The sequence below is a fragment of the Variovorax sp. ISS6 genome, assembly GCF_056523145.1.
In genome coordinates this window covers 3,412,118-3,430,742 of record NZ_JAWRZC010000001.1, presented here as the reverse complement: position 1 = coordinate 3,430,742, position 18,625 = coordinate 3,412,118, and the positions used below count along the sequence as shown (strand labels likewise).

Below are 18,625 nucleotides of genomic sequence, written 5' to 3'. Positions count from 1 at the left end.
GCCGGGGGATCAACGCTCGATGGTGAGCGCGACGCCCATGCCGCCGCCGATGCACAGCGAGGCGATGCCCTTCTTGGCGTTCTGGCGCTGCATCTCGTGCAGCAGCGTCACCAGGATGCGGCAGCCCGACGCGCCGATCGGATGGCCGATGGCGATGGCGCCGCCGTTGACGTTGACCTTGTTGATGTCCCAGCCCATTTCCTTGTTCACGGCGCAGGCCTGCGCGGCGAAGGCTTCGTTGATCTCGAGCAGGTCGAGGTCGGCGGCCTTCCAGCCGGCGCGCTGCAGCGCCTTGGTCGAGGCGGGCACCGGGCCCATGCCCATGATCGCGGGGTCGAGGCCGGCGGTGGCGTAGCTGGCGATGCGGCCCAGCGGCTTGAGGCCGAGGGCGGCGGCCTTCTTGGCGGTCATCACGAGCACGGCGGCGGCGCCGTCGTTCAGGCCCGAGGCATTGCCCGCGGTCACGCCGCCGGCCTTGTCGAAGGCGGGGCGCAGGCCGGCCAGGCCTTCGGCGCTGGTCTTGCGGTTGATGAACTCGTCCTTGTCGAAGACGACCGGGTCGCCCTTCTTCTGCGGGATGGTGACGGGAACGATCTCGTCCTTGAACTTGCCGGCGTCCTGCGCGGCGGCGGCCTTGGTCTGGCTGGCGAGCGCCAGTTCGTCCTGCGCGGCGCGGTCGATGCCGTACTTCTTGGCCACGTTCTCGGCCGTGATGCCCATGTGGTACTGGTTGTAGACGTCCCACAGGCCGTCGACGATCATGGTGTCGACCAGCTTCCAGTCGCCCATGCGCTGGCCGTTGCGCGAGTTCGGCAGCACGTGCGGCGCGAGGCTCATGCTCTCCTGGCCGCCGGCCACGACGATGTCGCTGTCACCCGTGGCCACGGCCTGGGCCGCGAGCATCACGGCCTTCAGGCCCGAGCCGCAGACGGCGTTGATCGTGAGCGCGGGCGTCTCCTTGGCGCCGCCGCTCTTGAGCCACGCCTGGCGCGCGGGATTCTGGCCGGCGCCGGCCGCGAGCACCTGGCCCATGATGGCTTCGCCGACCTGCTCGGGCGTGAGGTTGGCACGCGCGATCACTTCCTTGATGACGATGGCGCCCAGTTCGGTGGCCGCGATGCCGGCGAGCGAGCCGCCGAACTTGCCGACGGCGGTGCGCGCGGCCGAAACGATGACGATGTCTTCCATGAGGTTCTCCGTTGAGGTGATTTGAAATTCGGGGGTGCAGGACGTCAGGCGCGGGCCTTGACGTAGCGTCCGGGGGCGGGCTCGATGGCCTGGTAGGCCTTGCCCTTGCCGTAGGTCTTGGGCGCGGGGATCTGCTTGCCCGCGTGGCCCTTGAGCCACAGGGACCAGTCGGTCCACCAGCTGCCCGGATGCTCCTGCGCGCCGGCCAGCCATTCGGCCTGCGTCTTCGGCAGCTTGCCGTCGGCGCGGATCCAGTGGCTGCGCTTGTTCTTGGCCGGCGGGTTGATCACGCCCGCGATGTGGCCCGAGGCGCCCATCACGAAACGCTTCTTGCCCGGCAGGATCTGGGTCGAGGCGTAGGCGCCGCCGATCGGCACGATGTGGTCCTCGCGCGAGCCGTAGATATAGGCCGGGATGTCGATGCGGCGCAGGTCGATCTTCTCGCCGCAGACCGTGAGCGCGTCGGGCTCGGCCAGCTTGTTCTCGTGATAGGTGTTGCGCAGGTACCAGGCGTAGAACGGGCCCGGCAGGTTGGTGGCGTCGCTGTTCCAGTAGAGCAGGTCGAAGGGCGGCGGGGTCTCGCCCTTGAGGTAGTTGCCCACCACGTAGTTCCAGACCAGGTCGTTGGGACGCAGGAAGCTGAAGGTGGAGGCCAGGTCGCCGCCGGGCAGCAGGCCGCCCTTGCCGAGCTGCATCTCGCGGTACTGCACCATGGGCTCGTCGACGAAGATGTCGAGGATGCCTGTGTCGCTGAAGTCGAGGAAGGTGGTCAGCAGCGTGACCGAGGCGGCCGGCTTCTCGCCGCGCGCGGCCAGCACCGCGAGCGCGGTCGACAGGATGGTGCCGCCGACGCAGAAGCCCAGCGTGTTGATCTGCGGGCTGCCGCTGATCTCCTGCACGCGGTGGATGGCCTCGATCGCGGCCTGCTCGATGTAGTCGTCCCAGGTCGCCTGTGCGAGCGATTCGTCGGGATTGCGCCAGCTCACCACGAACACGCGGTGGCCCTGCTCGTTGGCATAGCGGATCAGCGAGTTCTCGGGCTGCAGGTCGAGGATGTAGAACTTGTTGATGCACGGCGGCACCAGCAGGAACGGGCGCTCGTAGACCTTGGCGGTCAGCGGCTTGTACTCGAGCAGCTGGAAGAACGCGTTCTCGAACACCACCGCGCCCTCGGTGGTGGCGACGTTGCGCCCCACTTCGAAGGCGCTCTCGTCGGTCATGCTCAGGTGGCCCTGGCGCACGTCGTGCAGCAGGTTCTGGATGCCCTTGGCGATGCTCTCGCCCTGGGTCTCGATGGCCTTCTTCTGCGCCTCGGCATTGAAGGCCAGCGAGTTGCTCGGCGACGAGGCCGCCATCCACTGCTCGACCGCGAAGCGCAGCCGCGCCTTGGTCTTCTCGTCGGCATCGATGGCCTCGGCCATCTTCAGCAGGGTGCGGCCGTTGAGCAGGTAGATCGCGGCCGAGAAGGCCGACAGCGGGTTGCCGCTCCAGGCCTCGCCGGCGAAGCGCCGGTCGCCCTCGGGCTTGGCGCCGAAGCCCTGGCCCCAGAGCGCGGTGGCCTCGGCGATGTACTGCTGCTGGATGGCCTGCAGCGCCGCGGGATCGATCGAGAGCTTGGGCAATTCCGGCATGGTGCCCAGGGAAGGCATGCCGGGCATTTCGGGCATTTGCGGCATCTGCCACAGGGGCTTGCCATTGCCGGTCCAGGCGCCCTGCCCGGCCGACTGCTGGAAGGACTCCAGCGCCTTGCGCCACCCCTGGGTGAGCGCCTGTTGAAAGGGTTCGAACGCGTCGGCCCCCGTTGCTTTCGTCATGGTGTCTCCTGCTCCTCGCCTGAAATCGATCCGGATGGCTTTGCGTCGTTTGAGTATGCTGCATTCGCAAGACGCTCACAACGCCGCGCCGGCGCGGTCCGGACCCCGGTGGCCGTCATCGCACGGCCGGTGTGGAAACACGCTTTACTTCCTCTTTCGTTCGCCCCGCTCTCCTTTTCCAATGTTCATTCATCTCGTCGTGATCGGCTGGCTCTACGTGGTGCTGATGATGGCGGTGGCCGAGGCCACCAACACCACCGGCACCGTGCTCGGCGCCATCATCACCTTTCTACTGTACGGGCTCGCCCCCGTGACACTGGTGGTTTACCTGATGAGCACGCCCGCGCGGCGCCGGGCGCTGAAGGAAAAGGAACTGGCCGCGCAGGAGGCGGCGCGGCGCGCGGCCGCCGAGGAACTGGCGGCGAAGGCCGGGCATTCAGACCTTCCAGACCAGCGCGGCGAAGCGCCCGCTGACCCCGTCGCGCCGGTGCGAAAAGAACCCTGAGGCATTGCGCACGGTGCACCAGGCATCGCCGCCGTCGTTGCCGTGGATCCGCTCGATGCCGAGCGCGCGCAGCCGCTGGCGCGCGAGCGCGGGCAGGTCGGCCAGCCACTTGCCCGGCGCGGCGCCCGGCCGGAAGCAGCCGGCGGCCTCGGGCGCATGGGCCTCGAAGGCGGCCTTGACCTCGGCGCCGACCTCGAAGGCCGAGGGGCCGATGCAGGGGCCGAGCCACGCGATGACGTCGCCACCGGTCCGTGCCTCGTCCTCGAAGGACCGGAAGGCCTGCTCGAGCACCCCGCCCGCGAGCCCGCGCCAGCCCGCGTGCGCCGCCGCCACGCGGTGGCCCGCGGTGTCGCAGAACAGCACCGGCAGGCAGTCGGCGACCATGATCGTGCAGGCCGTGCCCGGCTCGGTGGCGGTGCAGGCATCGGCCGCGGTGCCGTCGGCCACGCCCGGCGCGTCGAGCGACACCAGCCCCGTGCCGTGCACCTGCTGCAGGAACACCGGCCGCGCGCCGATCGCCTCGCGCAGCCGCGCGCGGTTGGCCGCGACATGGGCCGGGTCGTCGCCGACGTGGTCGCCGAGGTTCAAGCTGGCGTAACGCCCTTGAGGCCCCTGCGAGACGCCGCCCTCGCGCGTGGTGCAGACCGCGCGCACATGGGCCGGCGCCGGCCAGTCGGGCACCAGCCAGGGCAGCGCCATCAGGCCTCCGCGTCGGGCGACTGCGAGGGCTGCGCGCGCTGGAAGGCGTCGAGCTGCATGCAGGCGTCGAAGGCCGCCATGGTGCGCGGCAGGCCGCTGAAGTCGCAGTCGAAGCGGCGGCCGTTGAAGATCTGCGGCACCAGGCAGCAGTCGGCCAGGGTGGGCTTGTCGCCCCAGCAGAAGGTACTGGCGGGCTGCTGCGCGAGCTGGCGCTCGAAGGCCAGCATGCCCTCGCGCACCCAGTGGCGGTACCAGGCGTTCTTGGCTTCCTCGTCGAGCTTCAGGTCCTTCACCAGGTACTTGAGCACGCGCAGGTTGTTCAGCGGATGGATCTCGCAGGCGATCGACTGCGCCAGCGCGCGCACGTGGGCGCGGCCCGCGGGGTCGCTCGGCAGCAGCGCCGGCTCGGGATGCACCTCGTCGAGGTACTCGATGATCGCCATCGACTGCGAGAAGCGCTCGCCGTCGTCCTCGAGCAGCGGCACCAGCATGTCGGCCGAGATCGCCGAGTACGGGCCGGTGCGGTGCTCGCCGCGCGCGATGTGCACGGGGATGTATTCGTAGTCGAGCCCCTTGAGGTTGAGCGCGATGCGAACGCGGAACGAGGCGGAGGAGCGGAAGTAGTTGTGCAGCTTCATGGTCATGGTTTCGAGGATAGCGTCGATGCGGTTCAGGAGCGCGGCGCTGCGGCAAGCACGCAGCGCAGCTCGCGCAGGATGGCCGCGGGATGTTCCCGCTGCCAGGCGTCGAGCGGGGCGCGGGCGGCAGCCTCCCCGCGCGCGGCCAGGCCCAGGCGCCAGGGCCCGCGCGGGCCCACGGTCTGGTCGGCCGGGTGGTCGTGGCCTTCGCCCTCGCCATAGGGCCGGCCCTCGGAGCAGGCCGCGCACAGCATGCGGATGCCCAGGCTCCAGTTCTCGGCGCCGTCTCCCGCTGCATGGAAGCGCGCGATCAGGCTGTCGATCTCTTCCTGCGACACACCTTCGATCCAGAGTTCGAAGGTGGCGTAATCGGAAGGCGCGATCAGCGCGAGCGCGTCGAACACCGCCACCTCGCGCCCCTGGTGCAGCCGGTAGCCGTTGGGCGCGCCGTCGTGCAGCACGAGGTCGCCGTAGCGGTGGCCCGAGCCCGGCAAGGGAACGTTGCGCAGGATGGCGCGCGCGGGATCGATGCGGTCGGCCCACAGCACCTCGCTGGCCTCGTCGCCATGCACGCGGATCGGCGTCAGGCCGGCGAAATGGTCGACCGGGCCCTCGCCCTCGGCCAGCGGAATGCCGTAGAGGCGCCAGGCACGCCGCGCCGTGGCCCAGTCGCCGAGCGCGGTGGCGGCGATGCCGAGGTTCCAGACCGCGCCCTCGTTGCCCGGGTCGCACTGCACGGCGCGCGCATTGGCCTCGAGCGAGGCGGCCCAGTCGCCGCGGTACTTGTGGATCAGGCCGGCGTTGTACCAGGGCACGGCCCAGTCGGGACGGTGGCTGCTGGCCTCGGAATAGGCCCGCAGCGCGCCCTCCTCGTCGCCGTCGTCCTGGCGCGTGTTGCCGAGCTCGTTGCAGGCCTGGGCCTTGCCGGCTTTTCCGAATCGAAGGGGCATGGAGAGGAGCGAAGCGATGGCGGGACGGAACGGGCCGTATTCTGCGCCCTGGCATGACGGCCCCCTCGCATACCCCGATGGCCGGCCCCGGCGCCCGGCGCCCGGGCGGCGCCTCTGGCACACTGCCGGCTTCCCCCTCTCCCGCTTCGCCCCCAAAGGATCGTTTTCCATGGCCTCCGAGTTCGTCTTCGCCCCGCCCGCGACCGTTTCCGTTCCCGTCGTCGGACAGACCGCACGCTTCCCGGTGCACCGCATCTACTGCGTGGGCCGCAACTACGAGGATCACGCCAAGGAAATGGGCTTCACCGGCCGCGAACCGCCGTTCTTCTTCATGAAGCCCGCCGACGCCGCCGTGGTGGTCGAGGCCGGCCAGACCGGCACCGTGGACTACCCCACGCTGACCAAGAACCTGCACCACGAGATCGAACTGGTGGTGGCGATCGGCACCGGCGGCAAGAACATCTCGGCCGCCGACGCGCACAAGCACATCTTCGGCTACGCCGTGGGCCTGGACATGACCCGCCGCGACCTGCAGAACGAGATGAAGAAGCAGGGCCGCCCCTGGGACATCGGCAAGGGGTTCGAGCAGAGCGCGCCGATCGGCCCGATCGTGCCGGTGGCGCAGGCAGGCGACGCCGAGAAGGCCGAGATCTCGCTGCAGGTGAACGGCACCGATCGCCAGCGCAGCAACGTGAGCAAGCTGATCTGGAACGTGGCCGAGACCATCGAGCACCTGTCGGCCGCCTGGGAGCTGCAGCCCGGCGACCTGATCTACAGCGGCACGCCCGAAGGCGTGGCGGCGGTGGTCGCGGGCGACACGCTGGTGGGCGAGGTCGCCGGCCTGCCCGTGCTGACCGTCAAGATCGTCTGAGGCCGCGAGCACGCCCGCCCCATGCTGCTGCGCATCCCCATCAAGCATTGCAAGAACTGCGGTACCGCGGTGGTCTACCGCGTGCCGGACGACGGAGACACCAAGGAACGCGCCGTCTGCCCGGCCTGCAACACGATCCACTACGAGAACCCGCTCAACGTGGTGGGGACCATCCCCGTGCTCGGCGACAAGGTGCTGCTGTGCAAGCGCAACATCGAGCCGCGCTGGGGCAAGTGGACGCTGCCGGCGGGCTTCATGGAGCTCGAGGAGACCACGGCCCAGGGCGCGGCGCGCGAGACCGACGAGGAAGCCGGTGCCAATTTCGAGATCGAGGGCCTGTTCGCGGTGATGAGCGTGCCGCGCGTGGGACAGGTGCACCTGTTCTACCGCGCGCGCCTGCTGAACGACCGCTTCGATCCGGGCCACGAGACCATCGAGGCGAAGCTCTTCGCCGAGGAGGAGATTCCCTGGGACGAGATCGCCTTCCGCACGGTGCGCGAGGCGCTGCAGCACTACTTCGAGGACCGGCGCCGCGGCAGCTTCGACCGCGTCCACACGATCGACATCGTCTGACCCGATGAAGCACGCCATCTCCCTTCGACGCGGCGCGGCACTCGCGTTCGCCGTCGCCCTGCTGGCCGCCACCGCGGCGCGCGCCGAGACCGTGGGCGAGGTCGACACCGCCTTCAAGCTGATCGGCCCCGACCACAAGATCGTGATCGAGGCCTACGACGACCCCAAGGTCAGCGGCGTGACCTGCTATGTCTCGCGCGCCAAGACCGGCGGCATCGCGGGCGCCTTCGGCGTGGCCGAGGACAAGGCCGAGGCCTCGATCGCCTGCCGCCAGGTCGGCCCGGTGAACGTGACGCAGCCGCTGCCCAAGCGCGAGGAGGTCTACAGCGAGCGGCTGTCGGTGCTGTTCAAGCGGCTGCGCGTGGTGCGCATGGTCGACGCGCGGCGCAACACGCTGGTCTACCTCACCTACTCCGACCTGCTGATCGACGGCTCGCCGAAGAACAGCGTCACCGCGGTGCCGATCGACCGCGGCACGCCGATCCCGCTGAAGTGATCGCCCGATGGCGCGCGGCCGCCCGCGCGCCAAGTCCCTGCCGGCCCGCAGGGAACGCGCCGGGGACTTTGCTAGCATCGACCGGCCGGGCCGCACGGCCCCGAGATCCGAGGGAACCCTTCAGAACGTCCCCGTTCCAACCGAGCGCCATGCACCTTCAGACTTTTGTTTTCCGAATCGGCGCCGCGGCGCTGCTCGCCGCCGGCATCGCCGCCTGCACGACCACGCCGCTGCCGCCGATGCAACAGCCCGGCCGCACCGCGACCCCGCCGCCGCAGCGCCAGGCCTTGTTCATCCGGCCTGCCGCCGGCACCACCATCGGCCGCTTCGACGGCGTGCGCAACAAGGGCGTGGACATCGCCGGCAACCTCGGCGACCCGATCGTGGCCTCGGCCGACGGCCGCGTGGTGTACGTGGGCAACGAACTGGCCGCCTACGGCAACATGGTCATCATCAAGCACAACGAGACCTTCCTCACCGCCTATGCCCACGCGAGCACCATCCTCGTCAAGGAAGGCGCGGTGGTGCGCCAGGGCGAGAAGATCGCCGAGATGGGATCGGGCGGCGATGCCAACCGCGTGAAGCTGCGCTTCGAGATCCGCAAGAACGGCGTGGCCGTCGATCCCGAGCCCTACCTGAGCGGCCGGCTGCAGCAGTAAGCGGGCCTCACAGCAGGCTCTCGGGCACCAGCGGCGCGAGCAGCTCGAGCCGCCAGCGGGCCCAGAAATTCGTCTCGGGCTCGGTGTGCAGGATGGTGTCGGCACCATCGCCCGCGGCCGGGCTCACCCATTCGATGCCACCGCGCGGCCCGAGCTGCAGCTGGTAGGCGCCGTCGAGCCGGATGAAGCCGATCAGGCTGTTGAGCTGCTGCGCGATCTGCGGGCTGAAGATGAAGAGCCCGATCTCGGTGTTGTGCAGCACCGAACGCGGGTCGAAGTTCATCGAGCCGATGAAGACCGTGCGCCCGTCGATCACCGCCGACTTGCCGTGCAGCCGGCCGCTCGAGGTCTCGTACATGCCGAAGCGCCGGCTCTGCTCGACCCGCTTGGGGCTGAGCTCGTAGAGCGCCACGCCCAGGCGCAGCATCTCGGCGCGGTAGCGGCGATAGCCGATGTGCACCAGCGACTCGTCGGTGGCCGCCAGCGAGTTGGTGACCATGATGTAGCCCACGCCGTTGCCGCGCACATGCCGGATGGTCTCCATGCCGCCGCGGCCCGGGATCAGGTAGGGCGTGGTCTGCATGATCTCGGTGCGCGCGCCGCGCAGATGGCGTTGCAGGTTGAACTGCACGCTGTCGGGCGAGACATCGGCCGGCGCGCCGCGGCTTTCCTCGGGCGCCAGCGCCTTGGCGGGCGCGTCCGCATAGGCCTCGGCGCGCGCCCAGGCCAGTTGCAGCTGGCCCGCGTCGAGGTCGGCGGCCAGCGGATGGTGACCCAGCAGGTCGGTGGCGCCGGGCTGCTCGGGCTCGGGCGTGCCCGGCCCGCTCGTGAGTTCGTCGAAGCGCGAGCGCAGCGATTGCGGCGAGGCGCCGTCGGCCGATACCAGCGACTCGATCGGGTAGACGTAGGGGCTGTTCCAGTAGCTGTCGAACAGCGACGAGAGCTTGTGGACCACGGGCCCGGCCACCAGCGTGTCGATGTCGATGAAGTTCGAGCCGCCGTCGCGCAGGAAGTACTCGTTGGCGATGTTGCGCCCGCCCATGACCGCCATCGTGTCGTCGACCACGAACAGCTTGTTGTGCATGCGGCGGTGCACGCGGTTGAAGTCGAGCAGCGAGGCGGTCCAGCGCGTACCGAAGCGTTCGCGCCCGGCGGGGAACGGGTTGAACATCCGCACTTCGACGTTCGGATACGCGGCCAGGCCCCGGAACAGCGGATCGGCGCCGGCCGTGTAGAGATCGTCGACCAGCAGCCGCACGCGCACGCCGCGTTCGGCCGCGTCGCGCAGGTGGCGCAGCAGGTAGCGGCCGGTCTCGTCGTTCTGCACCAGGTAGTACTGCACGTCGATCGAACGCTCGGCGCGGCGGATCAGTTCGATGCGCGCATGCAGCGAGAACTGCGCCATCGGCAGCAGGCGGAAGCCGCTGAGCGGCTCGTCTTCGCCGCGCGGTGCGGTCGCGGCCACGAGGCGGCCGAGCGTGGTGTCGGCGCCGTTCGGGATCGTCGTCGACGACCGGCGAACGACGTCGCTCGGCAGGCCCGCGCAGCCGGCCAGCAGCAGCACGCAGGCCAGCGTGAGCCAGCGGACGAGCGCCGGCCATGCACGGCCGGCTGCGGAGGGCATGACTGGCGAAGCGAAGCGGTGTGGCACGGGAGTGGGCGCACCGGAAGGCGATGCGGGCGGCGGTTTCTACCACGAGCCGGCCGCCGCATGCGGCGCTCGTAATGTTGAGGCAATGCGCATCCCTAGCATCGGTGGCCGACGCGCATCTCGCCCGCGGTGGCCGCGTCCCGCACCTGGCCCGCCGTCCGCATCACGCCGGGTTCCCTCCATCGCTTCGCAGACGCTGCCGTACATCGATGACCCTCGGACTCGCCACGCCGCCTCTTTCCCTGTCGCCTGCACGGCTCCTCGCACGCCCTGCCGCCATCGCGGACGACGCACGACCGCGCCGGCGCGAACTCGTCGATGCCTTGCGCGGCTTCGCGCTGTTCGGCATGCCGCTCGTGGGCTGGCGTGGCTTCGCGCCGATCGAGTTCCCGGGCGTCGCCGCCTGGTGGCCGCTCTTCGTGCTCGGCGGATTGCTGGCCGGCATGGCGCTGGGCCGTGCGCAGGTGCTGAGGCAGTCGGTGGCCCATCGGCGCTTCTGGCGCCGGCTGCTGCTGGCGAGCCTCGCGACGGGCTTGCTGCTCGCGCTGCACGATCCGGCAGGCCAATCCGCGACCGGCCCGCTGCGTGCGATGGCGGTGCTGGCCCAGTTGCTTTTCTGCGTGGCGGCCTTCGTGCTGCTGTTCCAGCGCGCCGCCTGGCGGGGCCGGCTGCGCAAGCTGGCGCCGCTCGGGCGCATGGCGTGGAGCAACGGCCTCGTGCAGGCGCTGGCGGGCCTGAGCCTGTTCTACGGCGTCGGCCCGGGCCTGTGCCCGAAGTTCGGCGTGGCGGGCCTCGCCGTGGCCTGCATGGCGATCCTGGCACTGCAAGCGGCCGCGAGCTGCTGGTGGCTGCGCCGCTACAGGCTCGGCCCGCTGGAATGGGCCTGGCAGAGCCTGGCGCCGACGCGCTGGAAGCGCGAGAAGCAGGCCTGAGATGCCGGCGTCCCCCTAAGAGAGGTTTAACAATGCACTGCAACAATTCTCGAACGATGGCCGGAGAGCCCGCCAGGGACCGCACGACACCGAGCCCTCGCCGGGAGTTTCATGGCCAACCCGTTTTCGCCCTGCCCTTGCAGCATCGAGCATCTGGACCGCAGCCCGCAGCAGGCCTGGATGCGCTTCTTCCCGTGGTTGAAACCCTACCGTTGCAGGAACTGCGGCAAGTCGCAGCTTCTGCCGCAACGGGCCGTGGAACGGGCCTTGGCCAGCCTGGGCAGCAGGAAGTCGCCACGCAGAGGCGGCGCCAAGCGGGCACGGGCGCTGTAGCAAGCCCGTCACGGGTCGGAGCACTGCTCTTCCGATCCCTGCTGGCTTGCGGTACAACACGTAGGTGTAACCCCCTGTAAACCGTGGGGCACAAAACTACGTTAGGACCGCATGCGAGCATCCGACCCTTTCTTTATCGCTTTCGTCTTCCTTGCCGGCATTGCCGCAGGCGCCGCCCTGATGGCCATGCTGGCCATCCTGCGGGCGGAAAGGCCGCGACGACAGCCGAAGCCCCGGGTCGAACGCGAACACATCGTCATCGGCCAGACCGGGTTCGGCAGCCTCTGAGAGGCCTGGCAAGCGCCGGGGCGTCAGGCGCGGCGCGCCGAGCGTGCGCCTCGCCCGAGGACAAGAGGGCCCCGCGTCGAGGCCCCGCGATTCAAGCGCGAAAACCCGTCTTTCCCTCGTCGATCATGCGATGAGCGAAAGCGACGCAGTTCGATAGCAATTCTTCCTCGGACCTGAAGGTGCCGATCCCGTGGCGGATGCGCCGCGAAGCCTCGCCTTCCTTCTCGAAGGTCACCCATGCGGGCCATTCGCCGTTCTCTCGGTCCTGGATGTGGCGGCGTGCGACGAAGCCGCCTTTCTTGAGGATTTCGATGTGCTGCATCGGCATCGGATGTCCATTTTTTTCTTGAGTGCGGGATTATTCTCGCGACAAGGTCTCAGGAACATGTCATGACGCGGCGGAGTTGTGACGGCCGGTAAAGGGCTGGCGGCGATCGCGGGCAGCGGGCCTGCCGCGGGCGGCAGGGGTCGAAGTGTCACCTGTTCTTCGAAAAATAACTGTATATTCAAACAGTATTTCCACGCCCATTCTTCCCATGACCCAAGTTGAGCTGTTCCATCAACCGGCCATCGTCGATGGCGCCCTTCACGAGCCCTTCGAAGAAGCACCGCCAGTGCGGCAGAAGGCCGGGCCCGCGCTGTCTTCCCCGGAACGGGAGACCGAACCTCCCGCCGCCTACGAGGTGCTCCTGGCCGACTATGCGCACGCCAGCGACGAAGCCATCGGCCTGGCGCAGCGGCGTTTCCGGCGCGAACTCGAGCGGCAACTGGGCAGCGACGTGCTGCCGGCGCTGCGCGCCTTCCAGAACGCGAGCGAGTCGAGCGAGAACGAACTCTCGAAGGCCGACATCGCGCTCGCGCGCCGCTGGGCCAAGGCCTACGACACGGCCAGGACCGCGGGCTTCCGGGATCTGGGCGATACCGACGAGGCCTTCTTCGAGGTTCGGGCGACAGCCTAGCCTAAAAGGGGACGGGACCGGTCAGCCCGGCACAATGGCCACCGACCCAGCACACGAGGAATCTCACGCATGTCCGACGATGTCTCCATGGTCTTCTTTGCATCGAATGCCGACAGCCCCGATCTGGACGCCGCATCGCGCCTGCTGATCGCTCAAGGCCTGGATGTCGCGGCCGATGGCGATGCGCTTGTCATCCAGTGGGAGGAAGACGGGCCCGCCCTTCGAATCAGACTGTCCGCCGCGCCGCATGTGAGCGCGGAAGCCATCGACATCGCCAAGGACACCATGCACGCCACGGCCATGCGCGAATGCGATGCACGCTTCGAGATCGACATCGAGGACCTCGATGAAACGCTGGACGAGATCAACACGCTGATCGAGGTCCAGGCAACGCTGCAGGATGCAACGGGCGGCTACCTGTTCAATTCGTGGAACGGCGAGCTGAGCGCACCGGATTCATCGCAGGCCTGATTCCGGCGCGACGCCACGCACACCTCGGGCGCAGACAAAAAAAACGGGTCAGAGCTTGTGGCTCTGACCCGTTGTTCCATCTCGCGATGATTGTTGGTGTGAAACCGATCTAAAGATGGCCCACATACCGCATGGATGTTGACTTCTATGACTTCGCAGTAGCTGCCGTACCCCCTTTTGTACCCCCGCAACGACCTGTGTGGTTTATTTGCGTCAATCCCGCCATCGGCAAGAGCCCTGTCGCCCCGACCACGCGGAGTTGCTAACGAAGCCTCAACAGTCAAGGCGATCATCTCAAGCGCCAACGCTCTGCTGCGTACGGCCGAGTACATGCTGACTAAGTACTGACTCGGTCACAAAACCGTCACTGCCGATCTCTAGATTAAACGTTTCCACGTATCTAGAAAGATCTAAATGAAAAACTTGGCCGGTCCCAAACAGATCGACTTCAACGACGAAGACTCCAACACGTCGCCTAACCCTACATTCGACTCGGTGCTCGCCGCACGGTTGAGCCGTCGAGGTATCTTGCGCGGCAGCGTCGGCACAGCCGGGACGGCCTTACTGGGCGGCCTGGCTGTCGCGGGCTGCGGTGGTGGCGGCAGCAACGGTGTCAGCTTCCCCGTGCTTCCGCCCGCGCCGGCACCAGCCCCCAGCCCGGCGCCGGCACCCCAACCCCCAACGGAGAAGCTTCTCGGCTTCGGTGCCGTCGCAAAGAGCCTGGCGGACGTCGTATCGGTACCCGTCGGGTACTCCTTCAGCGTCATCTACGCTCTTGGCGACCCGTTGACGAGTGGCACGCCCGCGTACAAGAACGATGGCACCGACACCGCCTTCGAAAATCGTGCAGGCGACCACCACGACGGCATGGAGTGGTTCGGCCTCGATGCCAACGGGAAGCTCTCGCTCACGGCCACTGATCGCGGCGTGCTCGCCGTCAATCACGAGGCCACGACCAATGAATCGCTGAGCTCGTTCTTCCTGCACGCCAATGGGGGGACCTCGACGTTGCCTCGGCCGGCCTCCGAGGTGGACAAGGAGATCGCCATCCACGGCATCTCGGTCGTGGAAGTCGCCAAGACGTCGGGGAAGTGGGCAACGGTCGCAGGATCCAACTTCAATTTCCGGTTGACGCCCTTGAGCGACATCGAGATAACAGGTCCGGCCCGCGGGAGCAGCCTGCTGATCACCAAATACTCGACCAACGGCACCCGCACTCGCGGCACCTTGAACAACTGCGGCACCGGCAAGACGCCGTGGGGCACCTTCCTCACCGGCGAGGAGAACTGGTTCGGCTATTTCACGCGCGCCGCTGCGGACGATGCAGCCCGCGGGGACAAGAGCGTTGTGGCTCTCAAGCGATACGGCAGCACCCAGGGTGGCGCGTCACGGCATGGCTGGGAGAGCGCCGGCCCCGAGGACCGCTTCGCGCGCTGGATCATCAGCAAGGCCGGCGTCTCCACGGACGGCAGCGACGACTACCGCAACGAACTCAACGGCATGGGCTACATCGTCGAAGTGGATCCACTCGACAAGGCGAAAACCGCTCGCAAGCGCACCGCCCTGGGCCGATTCGCTCACGAAAGCGCAGCCTTCGGCAAGCCGACAGTTGGGCAGCCGCTGGTCGTCTACATGGGCGACGACGCGCGCAACGAGTACATGTACAAGTTCGTGTCGACGGCGCTCTGGGCTGCCGCTGATGCCAATCCGGCCGATCGCCTGGCCATTGGCGACAAGTACCTGAACGACGGCAAGCTGTACGCCGCGAAGTTCAATGCCGATGGAACCGGCACCTGGCTGGAACTCAGCTTCACCAACGCGGCAGTTTCCGGCTACGCCGGCTACGCCTTTTCCAACCAGGCCGATGTCGCCGTTCATTCGCGCATTGCAGGCGATGCGGTGGGGGCGACCAAGATGGACCGCCCAGAATGGGGAGGCGTGAACCCTGCCAACGGCGAGATCTACCAGACGCTGACCAACAACAGCAATCGCCGACTCGAGCCGAGCGGCTCGTCGCAGGTCGCTCTCGACGCCGCGAATCCGCGGGCCTATGTCGACATGAAAGGCTCGACCTCGCAGCCCGGCAACCCGAACGGGCACCTTCTGCGCATGAAGGAAGGCAGCGCCGGCGGCGCTGCCACGACCTTCACCTGGGACATCTACCTCTTTGGCGCAGAAGCTGGCGCGGACAAGGGCATGGTGAACATCTCTAGCCTCACCGCCGATCAGGACTTCTCGAGTCCGGATGGCCTGGTGTTCAGTCCCGCGACGGGAATCTGCTGGATCCAGACGGATGACGGTGCCTACACGGACGTCACGAACTGCATGATGCTTGCCGCGTTGCCCGGCAAGGTCGGCGACGGTGGTGCGAAGACCTTGAGCTACACGAAGGCAGACAGCAGCAAGGTCGATGTGCTGACCCAGGTCGGCAAGGCCCCGACGGCCGATACCCTGAAACGCTTCCTGGTCGGACCGGTCGGATGCGAGCTCACGGGCTTTTGCGAAACGCCGGATGGGAAGGCCATCTTCGTGAACATCCAGCATCCGGGTGAGACCACAAGCCAGGCCAACCTGGCCGACCCGTCCAAGTACACGAGCCGCTGGCCCAGCAATGCTGGCTACGGCGCGGGCTCGCGTCCGCGCTCGGCAACGATCGTGATCACGAAGAACGATGGCGGTCGCATTGGCACTTGAGTGAGCGCAGGCGGCATCGCAAGTGCTGCCCAGCTTCAAGAGGGGCGCCGACGGATGTCGAGCGCCCGTGCTGTTTGGGGAGGCAGGACAGCGCGCAGTGCGCGCGTGCGTCGATGGTGACGTCGTGTGCTGACTCAGGCCCGCGCAAGGCGCTTGCGGGCAGGAGCCCGGCGTCGATCGACAGCCTCTTCCACACACTGGGGGAGCTCCACTTCGCAGCCTTCCGCCGAGCCGTCGCAGCAGTGCTCTACGAGGAACGCGAGCAGCTCGTTCATCGGCGCAAACTGTGCGCGGTAATAGACGAATTTGCCTTCTTGCGTTCCCTGGATGAGGCCGGCGTGAGTCAGTTCCTTCATGTGGAACGACAGCGTCGCACCGGCCAAAGAGAGCTCCTCACCGATCTTGCCGACGGACATTCCGTCGCTGCCCGCGACCACCAGCAGGCGGAAGATGGCCAGTCGAGAAGGCTGCGCCAGGGCAGCCAGGGCGACTACGGCTTTTTCTGAATTCATGGAGCTTTTGGGCGAGGCAGACTTTCCCATATGACAGGATGATTCGATGAGTATGGCCCGAGCATATGACAGTCCCGTTTCAAACACGTCATCCGTCTGTCACGATCCTTCGCAAAGATACTACAAGTCCAGAAATCTAGATTTATGGATTTATTTTTTGCACCCTCTCATTTCGATCCCAGTGCTCTCCTACGATATTCCCAAAAGCGCGCTCGTCGTTGCCAAAGACTCGGAGGCTCTCGAGTTGATTTGCGCGACGTGCGGACGCGGTGGCTTCGATGTGCTTCGAGCGCGCAACTGCGTGGATGCCACCCGGTCGCTCGGGATCGGAACGCCCAAACTCGTCATCATCGACGTTCCCCGCAGCGGCGGGCCTGCAGTATTGGAATGGGGACGGAAGTTGCGCGAGCAGCCTCGAACTGCTCACCTTCCCATTCTCGCCACCAGCACGTACGGAGATTCCGATACAGCAGTGATCGCACTTGACGCGGGAATGGACGACTACGTACTACGACCGTTTTCCTCGCGCGAACTGCTGGCACGAATCAAGGCCGTTGTGCGATGCCGCGCCCCTGAGTTGCTGGGGGAGGATGTAGTCTCAGGTCCCCTGAGCTTTCGCTGGGTGCATCGCGAAGTCCTCGCGGTAGTTCAAGGAAGTACGAAGAAAGTCCAGATCGGACCGACGGAGTACCGGCTGCTCTATTTCCTGGTTACTCATCCAGAGACAGTGCACTCCCGCACGGAACTTCTCGACCGCGTGTGGCCGCCTGGCGCACGCATTGCTGCACGAACCATTGACGTCCACATACGACGCTTACGCGATTCCCTGGCCCCGTTCGGGTTACGAGACACCGTCGAAACCGTTCTCAAAGGCGGCTATCGATTCACACTCCAAAAGAGCGGATGAATGACAGGAGCCGATCAGCTACAGCGGCTGCAGTACGGAAATGTTCGCCAATCTCTCTTCAAGATTCCTCAGGCCAGCCGAAGGTCGAGTCGCCTTCCCATAGCCAGTAAGGCTGCGGCGATAGTGTCGATCTTTGTCGGATGATGCAAGTCAACAAGGCGTGTCACCTCTTGAGGGCGCGCATTCATCAGCCGCGCCAGTTCTGCTGGACGTTTGCCTTGAGCAATCATCTCGTTCAGCAAAAGCACCTTTGCAGAAACGCTTGCGGGCAAGTCCACTGCGACCTGTCCTTTTTTCAGCGGAGAGGGCATTGGCACTGGCCGCCTGTCCTCGAAATAGAAGTCCATCGCGGTCGTCAAGGCATCGGCCGCAAGCTTGATCGCTTCGACTCGTTCCTTGGCGCCGGTCATTGCTTCCGGAATATCCGGGAAGGTCACCAGGTATCCACCGCCATCCCGCGCCACTCGTGCGGGGTAGCTAAACATGGGTCATCTCAATCTTTGATTCCGAGTTGCCGCAGGATCGCTTTGCGCAGTCCATCGCCCAACTCCTTGGCATGACGCGGTAGCGTCGTCTGTTTACCGTTGACGTAGATCTTGGTGTGCTTTGCACCCTCAACGAACTTGGCGCCCTTCGACGCAAGGAAGCGCTTGAACTCCGATGTTTTCATTTGTCCAACTAAGTTGATGAGCGCGGGAGGTCGCTCGATTTGCAGTTGCCATTTCTCGGTGTCCTTGATCAAGTGGAAGATTCAACCTATTGGTGCCCTCGACCTCACTTGCAACGTCTACGTGCGCGCATGTTGTTCGGCGAAGGAGGCTTGCCGATGTTCCCTGCCACTCGGGAAATTCGGAAAGCCCGGTGCCAGTATAAACAAAAATGTTGATTCAAGCGAATGTATCGCTCGGCCCGTAATCGGCCGCGCCCCTGTGGAGCGCATCGAGCCGCGATGCGGCAAGATCTGTGCATGGGCCTCTTGAACTTTCTCGTGAATATGATCGTCCCTGCTCCACGGCCAGAGCCGACCCAGGCGTTTGCGCCCGTGGACGTCGATGGAAGCCCGCGCTGGGCGCCACCGAAGCGCCCGCCGGAACGCAAAGGCGAGCACAAGACGGCAGACGAATTGGAGGCCGAACGTGCGAGCCTCGCAGCTCACATGCTGGAGCTCGCGCAGAAGCGAATTGCGCGGGACTTCGCGCGGGCGCAGGCCGCAGGAATCACCCACTATCGCTGGCGCTCCTTGGGCGACAGCGGCGGCGCCTGCCCCACATGCGTCAGCCGGGAAGGAAAGAAATTCCGCCTGGATCGACGTCCGCCCGATGGTCACCCGGGCGAAGCATCGTGCGGTGAACGAGGGTACTGCCGCTGCTACCCCGAAATGGTCATCCCCGGATTCGACTGACCTTTGACGAGATGTAGCCTGCCCGGCGACTCAGTTCCAGGGCCTTGCCGACCGGCAGGCTTTTTTGCTCGAGCCACATCACG

At 66.7% G+C, this 18,625-nt stretch carries 22 protein-coding genes; 12 read left to right on the top strand and 10 right to left on the bottom strand.

All coding sequences use genetic code 11. From position 1 onward, the window contains the following. Positions 1-9 precede the first annotated feature (9 nt). Positions 10-1,188 (bottom strand): acetyl-CoA C-acetyltransferase, encoded by a 1,179-nt coding sequence (locus AC1HIL_RS15765; protein WP_057596639.1) that lies wholly within the window; start codon positions 1,186-1,188, stop codon positions 10-12. Positions 1,189-1,232: 44 nt separating this feature from the next. Continuing rightward, positions 1,233-3,002, bottom strand: coding sequence for a class I poly(R)-hydroxyalkanoic acid synthase (gene phaC, locus AC1HIL_RS15760; protein WP_057596640.1), 1,770 nt, complete (start codon positions 3,000-3,002; stop codon positions 1,233-1,235). Positions 3,003-3,183: 181 nt separating this feature from the next. Here phaC and AC1HIL_RS15755 point away from each other — a divergent pair, with 181 nt between their 5' ends. Continuing rightward, the gene (locus tag AC1HIL_RS15755) at positions 3,184-3,507 is read left to right on the top strand and encodes a hypothetical protein (RefSeq protein WP_057596641.1); all 324 of its coding nucleotides are present in this window, start codon (positions 3,184-3,186) and stop codon (positions 3,505-3,507) included. On the opposite strand, the gene pgeF is transcribed toward AC1HIL_RS15755, so the two are convergent. From pgeF to AC1HIL_RS15740, 3 genes are read right to left on the bottom strand one after another with little or no spacing between them, the layout of a single operon-like run. After that, complete coding sequence (gene pgeF / locus AC1HIL_RS15750) at positions 3,439-4,206, bottom strand: peptidoglycan editing factor PgeF (RefSeq protein WP_479672126.1); 768 nt, start codon at positions 4,204-4,206, stop codon at positions 3,439-3,441. The two genes, AC1HIL_RS15755 and pgeF, sit on opposite strands and share 69 nt — an antisense overlap. After that, entirely contained in the window at positions 4,206-4,844 is a 639-nt protein-coding gene (gene maiA / locus AC1HIL_RS15745) for a maleylacetoacetate isomerase (protein WP_057596657.1), read from the bottom strand. The genes pgeF and maiA overlap by 1 nt, the downstream gene beginning before the upstream one ends. Positions 4,845-4,876: 32 nt before the next feature. Beyond that, positions 4,877-5,794 (bottom strand): tetratricopeptide repeat protein, encoded by a 918-nt coding sequence (locus AC1HIL_RS15740; protein WP_479672125.1) that lies wholly within the window; start codon positions 5,792-5,794, stop codon positions 4,877-4,879. A gap of 169 nt (positions 5,795-5,963) precedes the next feature. On the opposite strand from AC1HIL_RS15740, the gene AC1HIL_RS15735 reads away from it, so the two are divergent. From AC1HIL_RS15735 to AC1HIL_RS15720, 4 genes are all read left to right on the top strand, one after another. Then, a complete protein-coding gene (locus AC1HIL_RS15735; RefSeq protein ID WP_057596644.1) occupies positions 5,964-6,665 on the top strand; it encodes a fumarylacetoacetate hydrolase family protein in 702 nt (233 codons plus the stop codon). A gap of 21 nt (positions 6,666-6,686) precedes the next feature. Then, positions 6,687-7,238 (top strand): NUDIX hydrolase, encoded by a 552-nt coding sequence (locus AC1HIL_RS15730; RefSeq protein ID WP_296731695.1) that lies wholly within the window; start codon positions 6,687-6,689, stop codon positions 7,236-7,238. A gap of 4 nt (positions 7,239-7,242) precedes the next feature. Next, positions 7,243-7,734, top strand: a complete 492-nt coding sequence (locus tag AC1HIL_RS15725; RefSeq protein WP_296731698.1) for a CreA family protein — start codon at positions 7,243-7,245, stop codon at positions 7,732-7,734. A 149-nt stretch (positions 7,735-7,883) separates the two neighbouring features. Next, on the top strand, positions 7,884-8,393 hold the full coding sequence (locus AC1HIL_RS15720) for a murein hydrolase activator EnvC family protein (protein WP_057596647.1): 510 nt from the start codon (positions 7,884-7,886) through the stop codon (positions 8,391-8,393). A 7-nt stretch (positions 8,394-8,400) separates the two neighbouring features. Here the strand turns inward: AC1HIL_RS15720 and AC1HIL_RS15715 are convergent, their stop codons facing one another. After that, positions 8,401-10,017, bottom strand: a complete 1,617-nt coding sequence (locus AC1HIL_RS15715; RefSeq protein ID WP_261215855.1) for a phospholipase D family protein — start codon at positions 10,015-10,017, stop codon at positions 8,401-8,403. Positions 10,018-10,253: 236 nt separating this feature from the next. Between AC1HIL_RS15715 and AC1HIL_RS15710 the strand changes: the two genes are divergently transcribed. Continuing rightward, positions 10,254-10,976 (top strand): DUF418 domain-containing protein, encoded by a 723-nt coding sequence (locus tag AC1HIL_RS15710; RefSeq protein ID WP_479672124.1) that lies wholly within the window; start codon positions 10,254-10,256, stop codon positions 10,974-10,976. 444 nt (positions 10,977-11,420) lie between these two features. Continuing rightward, positions 11,421-11,597: a hypothetical protein gene (locus tag AC1HIL_RS15705; RefSeq protein WP_296731710.1), complete on the top strand. Its 177-nt coding sequence runs from the start codon at positions 11,421-11,423 to the stop codon at positions 11,595-11,597. 91 nt (positions 11,598-11,688) lie between these two features. Here AC1HIL_RS15705 and AC1HIL_RS15700 read toward each other — a convergent pair whose 3' ends face one another. Beyond that, positions 11,689-11,925 carry a hypothetical protein gene (locus AC1HIL_RS15700; RefSeq protein ID WP_057596650.1) on the bottom strand — a complete coding sequence of 79 codons (237 nt, stop codon included), beginning with the start codon at positions 11,923-11,925 and terminating at the stop codon, positions 11,689-11,691. Positions 11,926-12,133: 208 nt separating this feature from the next. On the opposite strand from AC1HIL_RS15700, the gene AC1HIL_RS15695 reads away from it, so the two are divergent. The 3 genes from AC1HIL_RS15695 (at position 12,134) to AC1HIL_RS15685 (ending at position 15,721) form a co-directional block, all read left to right on the top strand. Further along, a complete protein-coding gene (locus AC1HIL_RS15695) occupies positions 12,134-12,556 on the top strand; it encodes a hypothetical protein (RefSeq protein ID WP_479672123.1) in 423 nt (140 codons plus the stop codon). Positions 12,557-12,625: 69 nt separating this feature from the next. Continuing rightward, on the top strand, positions 12,626-13,027 hold the full coding sequence (locus AC1HIL_RS15690; RefSeq protein WP_064262374.1) for a hypothetical protein: 402 nt from the start codon (positions 12,626-12,628) through the stop codon (positions 13,025-13,027). A gap of 414 nt (positions 13,028-13,441) precedes the next feature. Beyond that, positions 13,442-15,721 (top strand): PhoX family protein, encoded by a 2,280-nt coding sequence (locus AC1HIL_RS15685; RefSeq protein ID WP_296731723.1) that lies wholly within the window; start codon positions 13,442-13,444, stop codon positions 15,719-15,721. 134 nt (positions 15,722-15,855) lie between these two features. On the opposite strand, the gene AC1HIL_RS15680 is transcribed toward AC1HIL_RS15685, so the two are convergent. Then, positions 15,856-16,233 (bottom strand): ArsR/SmtB family transcription factor, encoded by a 378-nt coding sequence (locus AC1HIL_RS15680; RefSeq protein WP_296731725.1) that lies wholly within the window; start codon positions 16,231-16,233, stop codon positions 15,856-15,858. A 181-nt stretch (positions 16,234-16,414) separates the two neighbouring features. On the opposite strand from AC1HIL_RS15680, the gene AC1HIL_RS15675 reads away from it, so the two are divergent. Then, positions 16,415-17,140, top strand: coding sequence for a winged helix-turn-helix domain-containing protein (locus AC1HIL_RS15675; protein ID WP_296731728.1), 726 nt, complete (start codon positions 16,415-16,417; stop codon positions 17,138-17,140). 68 nt (positions 17,141-17,208) lie between these two features. Here AC1HIL_RS15675 and AC1HIL_RS15670 read toward each other — a convergent pair whose 3' ends face one another. Together AC1HIL_RS15670 and AC1HIL_RS15665 are read right to left on the bottom strand one after the other, a co-directional pair. Beyond that, a complete protein-coding gene (locus tag AC1HIL_RS15670) occupies positions 17,209-17,625 on the bottom strand; it encodes a type II toxin-antitoxin system HicB family antitoxin (protein WP_296731731.1) in 417 nt (138 codons plus the stop codon). Positions 17,626-17,633: 8 nt separating this feature from the next. Further along, the gene (locus AC1HIL_RS15665) at positions 17,634-17,882 is read right to left on the bottom strand and encodes a type II toxin-antitoxin system HicA family toxin (protein ID WP_365958306.1); all 249 of its coding nucleotides are present in this window, start codon (positions 17,880-17,882) and stop codon (positions 17,634-17,636) included. Positions 17,883-18,089: 207 nt separating this feature from the next. Between AC1HIL_RS15665 and AC1HIL_RS15660 the strand changes: the two genes are divergently transcribed. Beyond that, on the top strand, positions 18,090-18,542 hold the full coding sequence (locus tag AC1HIL_RS15660) for a hypothetical protein (RefSeq protein ID WP_398493967.1): 453 nt from the start codon (positions 18,090-18,092) through the stop codon (positions 18,540-18,542). Positions 18,543-18,625: the final 83 nt, after the last annotated feature.